Source organism: Leifsonia sp. L25 (assembly GCF_050632895.1).
This window is the reverse complement of the sequence record NZ_JBODRZ010000003.1, coordinates 1,825,500-1,838,952: the sequence shown is the minus strand read 5'-3', so window position 1 is coordinate 1,838,952 and position 13,453 is coordinate 1,825,500. Positions and strand designations below refer to the sequence as shown.

Here is a 13,453-nt window from a genome sequence, read left to right as displayed (position 1 = left end):
GGGTGAGGGCGGCTCCGCTGAGCGCGCCACCACCGCCGGCTGAGGAGGTGGAACGTCAGCGGCGGGCCGTCGCGCGGGCGCCGGCGTTGTGCGGGAGCTGGAAGGCTCCGGCGAGCGGGATGAGCAGCAGCGCGGCGGCCAGCGCGAAGGCCCAGTGATAGCCGGGCAGCGCTGAGCCCGTAACACCCTCCGACACCGCCGTGGAGGCGCGCACGAAAACGGCCACGACCGCGAGGCCCAGCGCCGTCGCGACCTGCTGGAGCGCGGACGCGAGCGTGTTCGCGTTGTTGGTGTCGGTGGCCTCCACGTCCGCGAACTGGAGCGTGTTGTAGGCGCTGAACCCGATCGACCGGAACACGCCGCTCGCGACCAGCAGCAGGAGCAGCACCGGCAGCGGCGCCGCCGGACCGATACCGACGAACGCGGCGAGCACCAGCATCCCGAGCAGGTTCGACCAGATCAGCACGGTGCGGAAACCGAATCGGCGGATGAGCGGCGTCGTGAACGGCTTGATCGCCAGGTTCCCGACGAAGATCGCGATGACGGTGAGACCGGCGACGGTCGCGGACCAGCCGTACGCGAGCTGGAACAACAGCGTGAACAGGAACGGCGCGCCCGTGATGATCATCCGGTAGACGCCGCCGCTGATGTTCCCGGCGCGGAACGAGTGCAGCCGAAGCACGCTCCAGTCGAACAGCGCGTGCTCGCGTCCGCGCGACCGCGAGATGGCGGCCCAGCCGATCGCGATGGCCACGAGGATGGCCGCGCCGCCGGTGAGCTGCAGCCGGCCGTCCTCGGCGCTCAGCCCCTCCGCGCCCGCGGTCAGCAGCACCAGCGCGAGCGCGATCGCCGCGTAGCCGCGCCCGTCGAACGGGAAGTCGCGCTGCCGTTCGGTGTGCGGCACGAGCACCAGCCCTGTCACGATCGCGGCGACGCCGAACGGGAGGTTGATGAGGAAGATCCAGCGCCAGCCGATCGTGTCCGAAAGGATGCCGCCGAGCGCGGGCGCGATCACCGGGGCGATCAGCGCGGGCCAGGTCAGGTAGGCGATCGCGTCGAGGAGGTCGACCGGGTCGGTGTCGCGCAGCACGGCCAGCCTCCCGACCGGCACCATCAGCGCGCCGCCGATGCCCTGCAGCACGCGCGCGACGGTCAGCAGCGTCAGCGACGGCGCGAACGCGCAGAGCAGCGACGCGAGCGTGAACACGACGATCGCGGTCAGCAGCACCGGCCGGATCCCGAGCCGGCGGGACAGCCAGCCGGTCGCGGGGATGCCCGCGGCCACGGCCAGCAGGTAGGCGACCATCGCGACGCTCACGTCCGCCGGGGCGACGCCGAACTCGCGCGCCATGGTGGGGGCGGCGGTCTGGATGATCGTGCCGTCCAGGTTCTCCATGAAGAACGTGGCGGCGACGAGGAGCGCGAGGCCGCGGCTGAACGACGCGGCCGTGCGCGTCATCCGGCTGGGTCCTCGCTCGCAGGCTCCTCGGCGCCGGCTCCGCCGTCCTGCCACGGTTCCGGCGCCGCACCTCCCGCGGCGCCCGCCCCGCGAGGAACGAGCGGCCCGGGTCGACGACGAAGCCCTGGCGGAGGGCCTCGCGGCCGACGAGCATCCGGAAGCCCATCTGGTCGCGGTTGCTCAGCGTGGTCTCGGCGAGGACGGTCCGGCCGGCGAGCACGAGCTCCAGCAGCACGACGATCCGGTCCTCGCTGTGGCCCGACGAGCTGCGCACGGCGCGACGGTCGTGGATGGGGACCTCGACCACCACCGGGTCGGCATCGGCGTCCTGCCAGGGGTGCACCGTGAAGCGCACCCGGTCATCCGGGAGCTCCTCCAGGTCGAACGCGTGCAGGGCCGAGCTGCGGGCCCCGGTGTCGATCTTGACTTTGATCCACGGAATGCCGATGCTGGGCAGGCTCGCCCATTCACGCCACCCCACGACGAGGGTGTTTGAATGGAGATCACCGGCCATTCCCCTATCTTTGCAGGATCCATCGATGAAGCTCGCCATCCTTTCCCGCGCTCCGCACGCGTACTCGACCCAGCGGCTGCGTGCGGCCGCGCGCGACCGCGGCCACACCGTCAAGGTGCTGAACACGCTCCGCTTCGCGATCGACCTCTCCGGCGAGGAGCCCGACCTGCAGTACCGCGGCCGGCTGCTGTCCGACTACGACGCCGTCCTGCCGCGTATCGGCAACTCGATCACCTACTACGGCACGGCCGTCGTGCGCCAGTTCGAGCAGATGGACGTCTACACGCCCAACACCGCGAACGGCATCACCAACTCCCGCGACAAGCTGCGGGCCAACCAGATCCTGTCCCGGCACAACATCGGGATGCCGGCGACCACGTTCGTGAACAGCCGCGCCGACGTGCGCATGGCGATCGAGCAGGTCGGCGGGGCGCCTGTCGTGATCAAGCTGCTGGAGGGCACCCAGGGCATCGGCGTCATCCTCGCCCCCGAGGCGAAGATCGCCGAGTCGATCGTGGAGACGCTGCACTCGACCAAGCAGAACGTGCTCATCCAGAGCTTCATCTCGGAGAGCCGCGGCCGCGACATCCGTGCGCTCGTCGTCGGCGACCGGGTGGTGGCGGCGATGCGGCGGGTGGCGAGCGGCGACGAGTTCCGCTCCAACGTGCACCGTGGCGGCACCGTCCAGAAGGTGGAGCTGACCCCGGAGTACGAAGAGGCCGCGGTGCGGTCGGCCCAGATCATGGGCCTCCGCGTGGCCGGCGTCGACATGCTGGAGGGCAACGAGGGGCCGCTCGTCATGGAGGTCAACTCCTCGCCCGGCCTGGAAGGCATCGAGCGCGCCACCGGCCTCGACGTCGCCGGCGCGATCATCGACTTCATCGACAACCAGGTGGCGTTCCCCGAGATCGACGTGCGCCAGCGGCTCAGCGTCTCGCGCGGCTACGGCGTCGCCGAGCTGCTCGTGCACGGCAACGCGGACCTGGTCGGCAAGACGATCAAGGAGGCCGGCCTGTGGGAGCGCGACATCACGGTGCTCACGCTGCACCGCGGCGCGACGGTCATCCCGAACCCGCGCAGCGGTGTGGAGCTGCAGGCCGGCGACCGGCTGCTCTGCTTCGGCAAGCTGGAGGAGATGCGGTCGATGATCCCGGACCGGCGGAAGCGGCGCCAGAAGGTGCGGAGGCTGCCGAAGGACCACCTGGCGGAGGCGGCGACCACGTCGGTCTGAGTGAGACCGCGGGCGTCCCCGCGTCCGACCGCCCCAGCACGCGCAGTGCGCGGAGTGTGAGCCACCGGCTCGGCATCCCCTCGTCGTCGCCGAAGTCGAACCAGGCCGGACCCTCGTGCCGGTTCTCCAGGCTCCGGAGCCCATCGGCGTCGGCCTTGCCGCGCAGCAGTTCGACGGCCTCCGCGAGGCGCGGGTAACGGGCGCCGACGCGTCGCCCCGGCCGGTCGCATTCCACGCTGCCAGGCCCTCCACCGCGCAGATCGTGGAGTGGAACGACGAGACCCGCGCGCCGTGCTCGGCCCAGCAGTTCCAGGCGCCGTCGTCGAGCCGGGCCGGCGAGCCTGACGGCGACATTCGAGCCGTCCTGGCCGAAGTAGGCGGCGAGCGCGTCCGTGCCCCGCATGCTACTCAGCGGGTCGGACGGCGGCCGGTCAGCGCCGGGCGCGCTCGGCTACCAGCACGAGGACGACGATCGCCAGCAGCGCCCCGATGAGCGCGATGCCGGGCAGCCCTCCGGCCCGCAGCGGCAGCATCCACGCCGCGAGGAAGCCGGCCACGAGGGTCCCCGCCGCCCCGACGAGCCGGTAGGCCCAGGGGCCCAGCCGCAGCTCGCGGCGGTACTCCGCATCGCCCACGAGGTAGACGGCGACGCCACCGGAGAGCAGCCAGGCCGCGGCGGGCGTCACGGGCGCGAAGGCGTCTTCCAGGGAGAGGTGGAGGCCGGCGGCGACCCCGACGAGGCCGAACAGCATCACGAAGTGGGCGACGTAGTAGGCGGTGAGCGCGAGGGTCGTGCCGCGCCGTCCGGTGGCCCTCCCGAACGACCGCTCGGCGCGCTCGTCGTCGCCGGAGAAGTAGCACCACCACAGCGCCGCGACCATCGCGACCGTGGCCACGGCGCCGATGACCACCTGCGGGCGCAGCCCCGACGCGGACAGCCCCGCGCCGACCGACACGATCGACTCGCCGAACGCGATGATCATCAGGAGGCCGTGCCGCTCCACGAAGTGCGAGGCGCCGATCGCGAACGGGCTCGACCGCGCGAGCAGACCGCCCACCAGGAAGAGCACGAGCGGGGCGAGGAACAGCACCCACTCCAGCCAGCCGGTGGCGTAACCGGAGGTGATCAGCAGCAGAGCCGCAACGGCGTTCAGCGGGCCGATGCGCAGCATCACGCGCACGGAGCCGCGGCCTCCCCTCGCGATGAAGAGCCCGGAGTGGATGACCACGACCGTCAGGTAGGCGACCCCGAAGAGCACACCCGAACCGGTGAAGACGTCAGGGATGGCGAGCGACAGCACGAGGAACGCGGCCATCGCCGCGATCAGCAGCAGCCGGACGGGGACGGTGTCGGGCACGGCCTGGTTGGTGAGCCACGCGAAGGCGTCGTACATCCACCACACGACGGCGAGGATGGCGGCGGCCCGCAGCACGGACTCCACGCCGGGGTTCTGCACGATCACGGCAGTCAGCTGGCCGATCGTGAACACGAACACCAGGTCGAACAGCAGCTCGATCGTGGACACGCGCGACGCCACCCGCGCGATCCGGCCTCCGGTCACCCCGCTCACACGCCAACGGTAGCGGCGGTCGCGCCCTCTAGGCTTGCCCCATGCCCACACCTTTCGTCGCCGAGCCGGCCCGCTACGACTCGATGCCCTACCGCCGCGCCGGACGCAGCGGCCTCCAGCTCCCGCCGCTCTCGCTCGGGCTGTGGCAGAACTTCGGCACCGCGCGGTCGTTCGACACCCAGCGCGAGATCGTGCTGCGGGCCTTCGACCTGGGCGTGACGCACTTCGACCTCGCCAACAACTACGGGCCGCCTCCGGGCGCCGCCGAGGAGTTCTTCGGCCGCATCCTCGCCACCGACCTCCGCGCGTACCGGGACGAGATCGTGGTGTCGACCAAGGCCGGCTACCTGATGTGGCCGGGGCCGTACGGCGACTCCGGCTCGCGGAAGTACCTGCTGTCGTCCCTCGACCAGAGCCTCCGCCGGCTGGGGCTGGAGTACGTGGACGTGTTCTACCATCACCGCCCGGACCCGCAGACGCCGCTGGAGGAGACGATGGGTGCGCTGACCACGGCCGTCGCGCAGGGCAAGACGCTCTACACCGGTGTGTCCAACTACGACGCCGCGCAGACCGCCGCCGCCGCAGATCTGCTCACCGCGGCCGGGACCCCGTTGCTGCTGCACCAGCCGCGCTACTCGATGTTCGACCGGCACGTGGAGGACGGCATCCTGGACGCCGTGGAGGCCGCGGGCGCTGCGGCGATCGTGTTCTCGCCGCTTGCTCAGGGGATGCTGACCGACCGCTACCTCAACGGTGTGCCCGGGGCTCCCGCGCGGTCACGAGCGTGTCCCTGCACGAGTCGGATCTGACCGGGGGGTGCTGACGACGGTGCGGGCGCTCGACGAGATCGCCGCCGGGCGCGGGCAGACCCTGGCGCAGCTCGCACTCCAGTGGGTACTGCGGAATCCGGTGGTGGTGTCCGCGATCATCGGTGCGAGCAGCGTCGCTCAGCTCGAGCAGAACCTCGGCGCGGTGGACGCGCCCGCCCTGACCGCCGACGAGCTGGCCGCGATCGACCGCGCCCTCGCGTAGCCAGACCGATCCAACAGGGGTCGCAACACGCCGTTATGGGCGGCGCGAAGCGGCGTGCTGCGACCCCTGTCGGCCGGGTGGCGCGAGGTTAGGCGAGGGTGGGGAGGGTCGCGAGCGCCTGATCGACGTGGAGGTGAGGGTCGCGTCGGCGGGGCCTGCGATCCACTGGGCGAAGCCCACGTGGAACGCGCCGACGGCGGCCTGGCCCGCGAGGCTCGCGGCCGGTTCCGCGACACCGCGGGCGCGCAGCGCCTCGCCGGACGCGGTGGCGAGCGAGGCCAGCTTGAGCAGCTCGCGCTCCTGCAGGCTCGGGTTGGCCGCGATCACGGCGGATCGGCGGCGTGGGAAGTCCGCACCTCGGCTGTCGATCAGCGCGGCGGCGGCTCGCATGCCCGCGCCGGCGACGGCGAACGGCGGCGCGTCCTCGGGGGCGGCGGCGATGGCGGCGAGCACGGCGTCCTGCAGCGCGGTCGACCCGGCGAAGAGCACCTCGCGCTTGTCGGCGTAGTGCCGGAAGAAGGTGCGCTCGGTGACGCCCGCGCGCTCGGCGATGTCGGCGACGGTGGTCCCCTCGAAACCGCGCTCGGCGTACAGCTCGATGGCCGCCCGCTCCAAGCGACCGCGCGCATCCGGTGTCCAGCGTCCCACGCCGTCATTCTAACGGTTTCCGGCGAGGTGATGACAGTTGCTGACATCGGTGTTATCGTGATGTCAGTCACTGACGACAGTCACTGACATCATCCACACCATCCACGATCCCATGACTCGGGAGGTCATTCCCATGCGCGTCTTCGTCACCGGAGCATCCGGCTGGATCGGCTCCGCCGTCGTCCCCGAACTCCTCTCCGCCGGCCGCGAGGTGACCGGCCTCGCCCGCTCCGAGGCGTCCGCCGAGCGCATCCGCGCCACCGGCGCGACCGCGATCGCCGGCTCGCTCGACGACCTGGAGAGCATCCGCTCCGCCGCCGCGGCGTCCGACGCGGTCATCCACCTCGGCTTCAAGCACGACTTCTCCGATTACGCCGGCGCCGGCCGCACCGAGCGCGCCGTGGTCGCGACCATCGGCGACGAGTTGGCCGGGTCCGACCGGCCGTTCCTGTTCGCGTCGGGCATCGTGGCGCGCCCCGGCGAGGTTCTCACCGAGGACGTCCCGTCGCCCTACGTCGGTCCCGACGCCCCGCGCGGCGGCGGCGAAGCGTTCGCCTTCGAGTACGCCGACCGCGGTGTGCGGCCGGTCGCGCTGCGGTTCTCGCCGACTGTCCACGGCCGCGGCGACCACGGCTTCAGCGCCGAGCTTGTCCGTGTCGCCCGCGAGAAGGGCGTCGCCGGCTACGTCGGCGACGGCTCCAACCGCTGGCCGGCCGTCCACCGGCTCGACGCCGCCCGGCTGGTGCGGCTGGCGCTGGAGCAGGCGCCTCCAGCGGCACGCGTGCACGCGGTCGGCGAGGAGGGCATCCCGGCCCGCGACATCGCCGCCGCGATCGGCGAAGGGCTCGGCCTCCCCGTCGAGTCCATCGCGCCGGACGACGTCGACGCGCACTTCGGCTGGATCGGCCGGTTCTTCGGGATGGACATCCCGGCCTCCAGCGCGCTCACCCGCGAACGCTACGGCTGGACGCCCACCGGGCCGACCCTGCTGGAGGACCTCGCGTCCGGCTCCTACTTCGAGACCGTCGCCGCGCGCTGAGCCTCGGGCGCTGGCAGCAGACCCATGACAGCGGCGGCGAGGAAGCACACCGCGCCCCCGACCGTCCCCGCCCCGGTCCAGAACGGACTCAGGAGGGCGTCCGTCCCGGGCAGTTCGAACGCCCCCACGGCCGCGAAGCCGAACAGCACCGAGCCGAGCAGGTTGAGCGCGGCTCCCGCCCTGTCACGTGCCGACCCGCGCTGCCGCGCCACCGCCGCCACGGCGATCAGGCTGGAGACGAGGAAGCAGATCGACCCGTAAGCGTCCGGACGCCAGCCTGTCCCCCGGCCGCACCGGCGGGGACGGCGGCGGCGAGGGCCAGCGACGTGCTCGCGTTGAAGAACAGCGTCCCGACGAACTGGATGACCGACGAACTCCGGTTCGGCACGCCGAGCGCCAGCCCCGCGCCGAGCGTGAAGAACACCGAGCCGGCCACGAACACGACATTCGTGACGATCGCTCCGATCGCCGCGGCGACGGAGGGCAGCGCGGCGACCGCGAAGCACACCGAGCCCACGGCGAAGGAGGCGTCGGAGAGCAGAAGCCTTCTCCGCTCCCCGGCGCCCCCTCCGTCGCTCACACCGGCTCGCTAGTGCGCGAAGTGCGTCCGCGTGCGCGCGGACTCGGTGGCTTTGGCGGCGACCTCGGTCTCGCCCGCCTTCTCGGCCTGCTCCCCCAGCTCGGCGCACACCGCGCGGATGTCGTTCACGAGGTCCTGGGCGAGGTCGGCGTTGAAGCCGTCGCGCACGACGATCCGCAGCACGGCGACGTCGGTCGCGTCGTCCGGCATCGTGTAGGCGGGCACCTGCCAACCGCGGGCGCGGAGCTCGTGCGACACCTGGAAGACCGTGTACGGCGTGCCCTCCTTCAGCCCGAACGAGATCACCGGGATTGCGGAGCCGTCGGTGATGACCTCGATCGCCGGGTCCTCGGCCAGGCCGTCCGAGATCAGCAGCGCCGTGTCCCGCAGCGCCTCCATGATCGCGGTGTACCCCGAGCGGCCGAGCCGGACGAAGTTGTAGTACTGACCGACGATCTGGTTGCCGGGCCGGGAGAAGTTCAGCGTGAACGTGGGCATGTCCCCGCCGAGGTAGTTGACCCGGAACACCAGGTCGTCCGGCAGGTGCTCCGGCGAGCGCCACACCACGAACCCGATCCCCGGATAGGTCAGCCCGTACTTGTGGCCGCTGACGTTGATCGACACCACCCGCGGGAGGCGGAAGTCCCACTCCAGGTGCGGGTGCAGGAAGGGCACCACGAAGCCGCCGCTCGCCGCGTCCACGTGCACCGGCACGTCTGGTCCGCCCGAGGCGGCGAGAGTGTCGAGCGCATCGCAGATCGCCGCGATCGGCTCCAGCTCGCCGGTGTAGGTGGTGCCGAGGATGCCGACGACCCCGATCGTGTTCTCGTCGACCGCCGCCGTGACCTGCTCCGGTGTGATGACGTAGCGGCCCTTCTCGACCGGGAGGTAGCGCGGCTCCACCTCGAAGTAGCGGCAGAACTTCTCCCACACGACCTGGACGTTCGAGCCGAGGACCAGGTTGGGCACGCCCCCCGGCTCGGCGCTTCCGGAGACCCCGGCCCGCTTCGCCCGCCAGCGCCACTTGAGCGCGAGGCCCGCGAGCATGACGGCCTCGCTCGACCCGATCGTCGCGGCACCGGTCGGCTCGCCGGGCTCGGCGTGGAAGAGGCCGGAGACGATGGAGACGCAGCGGCGCTCCATCGCCGCGGTCGCCGGGTACTCGTCCTTGTCGATCATGTTCTTGTCGAACGCCTCGGCCATCAGAATCTCGGCCTCCGGGTCCATCCACGTCGTGACGAAGGTCGCGAGGTTGAGGCGCGAGCTGCCGTCGAGGAGCAGCTCGTCGTGGATCAGCCGGTATGTGCTCGCCGGATCGGTGGCGTCGTCCGGCAGGGAGTCCGGAGGACTCTTCCGCGACAGGCGGCCGGTGTAGGCGGGGGCGAGCCGGGTGTCACCGCTCGCCGTCTGGATGTCTGACTCGAGCCGCGCCATGCGCCGCCCCTCTCTGCCTCGGCTCCGCCACGGGTCGGCGGGGCCTGCCTATCGGCAGCGGATCACTTCGACTTGTCGAGCTTTCCGATCTCGTTGCCGTTGATGTCGTAGACGACCAGGGTGCTGCCCTTCGCCGTCCCGCTCGACGCCTTCGCCAGCCACTCGTCGATGCCCTGGCACGCCATCATGGTGCTGGCGATCGGGCCGAAGGTGATGGTGTCGCCGTCGACGGAGCCCTTGCCGGTCAGCCGGTTGCAGCCGTCCGTGCCGGAGAAGGCGCCGTCGTTCTCGATGGTGAGATTCGGCTGCGACGCGGCGGTCGAGCCCCAGGTGCCGACGAGCGCCGCGCCGCTCGGGGTGCCGGCGCAGCCGGCGAGGAAGGCGAGAGCCGCAGCGGCGACAAGGCCGCCGCCGATGAGACGAGCGGGCGCCCGCCGGATCGTTCGCATCATGTCGTCCTCCCCCTCTGCGGCCGCCCGGTGCTGCGGACCGCGTCACGACGCCGAGGATAGCGGCGCGCGACGAGCGCGCACCAGGGTCGTCACCCGGGACTTCATCCGCTCGTGAGCTCGTCCACGAGCGCCAGGACGGTCGGGCTGCCGAGGATCCGGAAGTGGCCGCCCACCGGCATCCGGAGGTTGCGCGCGCCCGGCAGCGCACAGCCTCCCGGGATGTGCGGGTCGTACCAGCCCCAGACCGACACGACCCGGCCGACGTCCACGCCGTCACCCGCCAGCCGCAGCAGATCGGGGTGGCCGCGCCGCAGCGCGCGCACCGCGGGGAACGGCACCCAGGCGGCGAGCGGCGAGCCGGAGAACGGCGTGGCGATCGCGACCACCCGGCGGATGCGCGCCGACGCGTCCGGCCTCCCGAGCAGCAGCCGGGCGACGAGACCGCCCTTGCTGTGCGCGACGACGGTCACGCCGCTGAGGTGCTGCTCGCGCAGGTAGCCCTCCACCTGGTCGGCGGCCGCCTCGAGCGACATGCCCAGGTGGCCCAAAGACGTGACGACGTGCACGGGGTGCCCGGCGGCGTGGAGGCGGCGCGCCAGCGGGTGCAGGAAGCGCCAGGTCTCGTAGATGCCGGGCAGCAGCACGATGGGCTCGCCCTCCCCGGCCTCGTCGACGAGCGCCTCGGGAGGGTCGTGGTCGAAGTTCGCCCGGAGCTGGTGCCGCAGCACGTACTCGTAGTCGGCGAGGAGCACGCCGGCCCGGCGGGCGAAGAGCAGCGCGGCCCGCAGCGGACCCGGGCGCGTGTTCTCTACCACCTCGCCAGCATCGCGCGCGCAGACGCTCTTGCCAACCTCCGGAGCCGGGTGGATAGTTGCGGCATGGGCGACGTGATCGCATTCATCCTGTGCTTCCTGCTCTTCCTGGTGGGGCTCTTCCTGCTGGGCCTCGCGGACACCCTCCCGGCGTGGCAGGGCGTGGTGTTCTTCGCCGGGATCGTCTGCGTGGCGCTGTCGTTCGGCATCCCGGTGCACCTGTTGGGGCACTCCGAGCTGTAGCGGTCCGAACGCCGCCGAAGGCGCGCCGCTCACATGTCGGGAGCGGTACCGACCCGTGCGTCGGCGCGGAAGCCGGCCGTCGCCTCCTCGTAGGTGGTGTGCTTGCGCGCGGGGTGGGACTCGGCGGGCGGCGGCACGTCGGCGCGGCTCAGCGCGTGCAGCACGAGCTGCTCGACGAGACCGGCCGCGGTCGTCTCCCGATGGCGGGCGATGCGGACCAGGGCGGCGAATTCGCGCTCTCCGAGGCGGATCGTCAGGGGATTCCAGCAGGAGCACGGCCAGGGCCGTGAACGGACGCGGGCTCAGCGACATCAATAGCGTGAGAATCCTTCATGAATCGATCGTCTCATGGCCGCGCTCTCTTTGAAAGAACCCAAATTTTTGACGGTACGCGCAAATCGGATCATCTCCAGTGAGACAACCGTTCTGCGCGACAAACCACCACCAGCCGTCGAGTACGCGCACAACCGGTCGGAAACCGCCGAGTACGCAGACTCTCTGCGTACTCGGCGGTTTCATTCGGGGCGCGTGGTCAGGAACTCGTCGAGTGAGAGCGGGCGGCGGCCGGTGACGCGCTCGACATCGCCGCTCGGGCCGGCGAACTCGCCTGCGGCGATCGCGGTGTAGGTGGAAACCCACGCGTCGTACTGCCACTGCGGGGCGTCCCACTTCTTCCGCGAGGCGTACGCCTCCTCGACCGTCTCGTCGTGGAACGAGACGGCGCGACCCAGGTGCGTGGTCAGCTTCTCGGCGACCTGCGCCATCGTCAGGTCCTCGGGCCCGGTCAGGTCGTAGGTGACATCCCGGTGCGGCTCGGGATGCTGGAGCACGGTCGCGGCCACCCGGGCGACATCCGCGCGGGCGACCATGGCTGCTTTCCCGCGACCGGCGGGGCCGCGGATCACGCCATCGTCGCCGACCATGAACTCCACGAAGTCGAGGTACAGGTCGTCGCGCAGGAAGGTGAACGCCATGCCGGTCGTCTTGATGCGCTCCTCTGTGGCGTAGTGGTCGCGCGCGAGCGTGAATGTGGCGTCGGGCGCGGCGCCGAAGAATGAGGTGTAGACGATGTGCCGCACACCCGCTTGGGCTGCCGCGTCCACGAACGCGAAGTGCTCGCGCAGGCGCTGGTCGTTCTCGGCGGCGGACACCATGAGGACGGCGTCCACGCCCTGCAGCGCGGCACGCACCGAGTCGCCGTCGCCGTACGTGCAGGCCACCACCTCGCTGTCGGGGAAGCGCGGGGCGCGCTCCGGGGAGCGCGCGAGCATGCGGAAGCGGACGCCTGCGTCGGCGAGTTCGGACGCGGCGAGTCGGCCGACCGTGCCCGTGACGCCGGTGACTGCGATGGTCATGGTGTTCTCCTTCCGCCCCGTCGGCTACGCACATGATCGGACAGGCACCGCCTCCGAGTCCACTGTCCGCGTGCTCCGTCGACAGGCCGGCAACGGTCGAGTACGCCCATAATCGGTCAGAAACCGGCGAGAGCGCAGATAATCCGCGTACTCGCCGGTTTCCCGGCGGCGTCAGGCGAAGTGGGACGCGGCGAACGCGAGCTGGGCGGGCGCCTCGCGGCGCCAGTAGTCGAGGTCGTGGCCTCCGGGGGTGAAGCCGCCCGCCGGACGCGGATGAAGGCCCGCGACGAAGTCCTGCACGTTCGGGCAGAAGCCGTCGCCGGTGCCGCAGTCGACCCGCAGCGGGATCCCCGCGAGGGACGCCTCGCGGCCGAACGGCGTGTTCGCGGCGAAGTCGGCCGCTCCGTCGAACGCGCCGTGGGCGGCCTCCTTCGCGGTGTGCCAGATCGCCGGGCTCTCCGCCACAACCGACGCGACCCGTGCCGCCCCCAGCGCGCCGCCGAGGTGCAGGGCGCCGTAGCCGCCCATCGACCAGCCGAGGAACGCGACCTTCGTCGTGTCCAGGCCCGCCTTCGCGAGAAGCGGGAGGAACTCGCCGGTCACCATCGCGGCCGCGTCCTCGCCCGTGCCGCGGGGATGCCAGTAGGTGTTGCCGCCGTCCACCGACGCGACGGCGAACGGGCGCGCGCCGCGCCGCACCGCCTGGGCGAGGAAGCGGTCGAGCCCGAGTCCGGAGCCGAACGCCGAGCGGTGGTCGCCGCCATAGCCGTGCAGCGCGATCAGGACCGGCAGGGGGTCGCCCGGCGTCGACCCCGGCGGGTAGCTCACGGTCCACCCGCAGGTCACGCCGAGCCGGGCGGCGGAGACGAACGAGCCGCTGACCGCCGGGCCGGGTGACGTGGAGGGGATGCGGCCCGCCGTGCCGTTCAGGCCCAGGAGCCGATGCAGCTCCGAGCGGCCGGGGAGGATGCGCTCTTCCACCGCGAACGCCGCACCTCCGCCCAGCACGCCGAGGGCGGCGACACCGATTCCGGCCCCGATCAGGGTGCGACGCGCGACGCTCATGCGCTCACCCTAGCGGCG

General features: G+C 71.8%; 14 protein-coding genes and 2 pseudogenes. 4 read left to right on the top strand and 12 right to left on the bottom strand.

The window, feature by feature from the left end; translation table 11 throughout:
- Positions 1–55: 55 nt before the first annotated feature.
- The gene (locus tag ACRAWC_RS13190) at positions 56–1,459 is read right to left on the bottom strand and encodes an MFS transporter (protein WP_431348126.1); all 1,404 of its coding nucleotides are present in this window, start codon (positions 1,457–1,459) and stop codon (positions 56–58) included.
- Positions 1,460–1,505: 46 nt separating this feature from the next.
- A pseudogene (locus tag ACRAWC_RS13185) lies at positions 1,506–1,973 on the bottom strand (ATP-dependent zinc protease family protein); the annotation flags it as partial.
- A gap of 25 nt (positions 1,974–1,998) precedes the next feature.
- On the opposite strand from ACRAWC_RS13185, the gene rimK reads away from it, so the two are divergent.
- Positions 1,999–3,204, top strand: coding sequence for a 30S ribosomal protein S6--L-glutamate ligase (rimK, locus tag ACRAWC_RS13180; protein ID WP_431348125.1), 1,206 nt, complete (start codon positions 1,999–2,001; stop codon positions 3,202–3,204).
- A gap of 431 nt (positions 3,205–3,635) precedes the next feature.
- Here rimK and ACRAWC_RS13175 read toward each other — a convergent pair whose 3' ends face one another.
- Positions 3,636–4,775 (bottom strand): low temperature requirement protein A, encoded by a 1,140-nt coding sequence (locus ACRAWC_RS13175; RefSeq protein WP_431348124.1) that lies wholly within the window; start codon positions 4,773–4,775, stop codon positions 3,636–3,638.
- A gap of 41 nt (positions 4,776–4,816) precedes the next feature.
- Between ACRAWC_RS13175 and ACRAWC_RS13170 the strand changes: the two are divergent.
- Positions 4,817–5,807, top strand: a pseudogene (locus ACRAWC_RS13170) (aldo/keto reductase).
- A 33-nt stretch (positions 5,808–5,840) separates the two neighbouring features.
- On the opposite strand, the gene ACRAWC_RS13165 reads toward ACRAWC_RS13170, so the two are convergent.
- Positions 5,841–6,455: a TetR family transcriptional regulator gene (locus ACRAWC_RS13165; RefSeq protein WP_431348123.1), complete on the bottom strand. Its 615-nt coding sequence runs from the start codon at positions 6,453–6,455 to the stop codon at positions 5,841–5,843.
- Positions 6,456–6,588: 133 nt separating this feature from the next.
- Between ACRAWC_RS13165 and ACRAWC_RS13160 the strand changes: the two genes are divergently transcribed.
- The gene (locus ACRAWC_RS13160) at positions 6,589–7,494 is read left to right on the top strand and encodes an SDR family oxidoreductase (protein WP_431348122.1); all 906 of its coding nucleotides are present in this window, start codon (positions 6,589–6,591) and stop codon (positions 7,492–7,494) included.
- On the opposite strand, the gene ACRAWC_RS13155 is transcribed toward ACRAWC_RS13160, so the two are convergent.
- From ACRAWC_RS13155 to ACRAWC_RS13135, 5 genes are all read right to left on the bottom strand, one after another.
- Positions 7,467–7,715, bottom strand: coding sequence for a hypothetical protein (locus ACRAWC_RS13155; protein ID WP_431348121.1), 249 nt, complete (start codon positions 7,713–7,715; stop codon positions 7,467–7,469). The two genes, ACRAWC_RS13160 and ACRAWC_RS13155, sit on opposite strands and share 28 nt — an antisense overlap.
- A 5-nt stretch (positions 7,716–7,720) precedes the next feature.
- Positions 7,721–8,074, bottom strand: a complete 354-nt coding sequence (locus ACRAWC_RS13150; protein WP_431348120.1) for a hypothetical protein — start codon at positions 8,072–8,074, stop codon at positions 7,721–7,723.
- 9 nt (positions 8,075–8,083) lie between these two features.
- Complete coding sequence (locus ACRAWC_RS13145) at positions 8,084–9,508, bottom strand: glutamate decarboxylase (RefSeq protein WP_431348119.1); 1,425 nt, start codon at positions 9,506–9,508, stop codon at positions 8,084–8,086.
- 62 nt (positions 9,509–9,570) lie between these two features.
- Positions 9,571–9,960 carry an META domain-containing protein gene (locus ACRAWC_RS13140; RefSeq protein ID WP_431348118.1) on the bottom strand — a complete coding sequence of 130 codons (390 nt, stop codon included), beginning with the start codon at positions 9,958–9,960 and terminating at the stop codon, positions 9,571–9,573.
- 101 nt (positions 9,961–10,061) lie between these two features.
- Complete coding sequence (locus tag ACRAWC_RS13135; protein WP_431348117.1) at positions 10,062–10,775, bottom strand: esterase/lipase family protein; 714 nt, start codon at positions 10,773–10,775, stop codon at positions 10,062–10,064.
- 63 nt (positions 10,776–10,838) lie between these two features.
- Between ACRAWC_RS13135 and ACRAWC_RS13130 the strand changes: the two genes are divergently transcribed.
- Positions 10,839–11,015: a hypothetical protein gene (locus tag ACRAWC_RS13130; protein ID WP_431348116.1), complete on the top strand. Its 177-nt coding sequence runs from the start codon at positions 10,839–10,841 to the stop codon at positions 11,013–11,015.
- Positions 11,016–11,044: 29 nt separating this feature from the next.
- Here the strand turns inward: ACRAWC_RS13130 and ACRAWC_RS13125 are convergent, their stop codons facing one another.
- From ACRAWC_RS13125 to ACRAWC_RS13115, 3 genes are all read right to left on the bottom strand, one after another.
- Positions 11,045–11,179, bottom strand: coding sequence for a hypothetical protein (locus ACRAWC_RS13125; RefSeq protein ID WP_431348115.1), 135 nt, complete (start codon positions 11,177–11,179; stop codon positions 11,045–11,047).
- 351 nt (positions 11,180–11,530) lie between these two features.
- On the bottom strand, positions 11,531–12,370 hold the full coding sequence (locus tag ACRAWC_RS13120; RefSeq protein WP_431348114.1) for an SDR family oxidoreductase: 840 nt from the start codon (positions 12,368–12,370) through the stop codon (positions 11,531–11,533).
- A 171-nt stretch (positions 12,371–12,541) separates the two neighbouring features.
- Positions 12,542–13,435: an alpha/beta hydrolase gene (locus tag ACRAWC_RS13115; protein ID WP_431348113.1), complete on the bottom strand. Its 894-nt coding sequence runs from the start codon at positions 13,433–13,435 to the stop codon at positions 12,542–12,544.
- Positions 13,436–13,453 lie beyond the last annotated feature (18 nt).

Bases quoted from the DNA above. Each gene is read 5' to 3' on its own strand.
- ACRAWC_RS13190 (WP_431348126.1), bottom strand. From the start codon at position 1,459: ATGACGCGCACGGCCGCGTCGTTCAGCCGCGGCCTCGCGCTCCTCGTC.
- rimK (WP_431348125.1), top strand. From the start codon at position 1,999: ATGAAGCTCGCCATCCTTTCCCGCGCTCCGCACGCGTACTCGACCCAG.
- ACRAWC_RS13160 (WP_431348122.1), top strand. From the start codon at position 6,589: ATGCGCGTCTTCGTCACCGGAGCATCCGGCTGGATCGGCTCCGCCGTC.
- ACRAWC_RS13145 (WP_431348119.1), bottom strand. From the start codon at position 9,508: ATGGCGCGGCTCGAGTCAGACATCCAGACGGCGAGCGGTGACACCCGG.
- ACRAWC_RS13140 (WP_431348118.1), bottom strand. From the start codon at position 9,960: ATGATGCGAACGATCCGGCGGGCGCCCGCTCGTCTCATCGGCGGCGGC.
- ACRAWC_RS13130 (WP_431348116.1), top strand. From the start codon at position 10,839: ATGGGCGACGTGATCGCATTCATCCTGTGCTTCCTGCTCTTCCTGGTG.
- ACRAWC_RS13120 (WP_431348114.1), bottom strand. From the start codon at position 12,370: ATGACCATCGCAGTCACCGGCGTCACGGGCACGGTCGGCCGACTCGCC.
- ACRAWC_RS13115 (WP_431348113.1), bottom strand. From the start codon at position 13,435: ATGAGCGTCGCGCGTCGCACCCTGATCGGGGCCGGAATCGGTGTCGCC.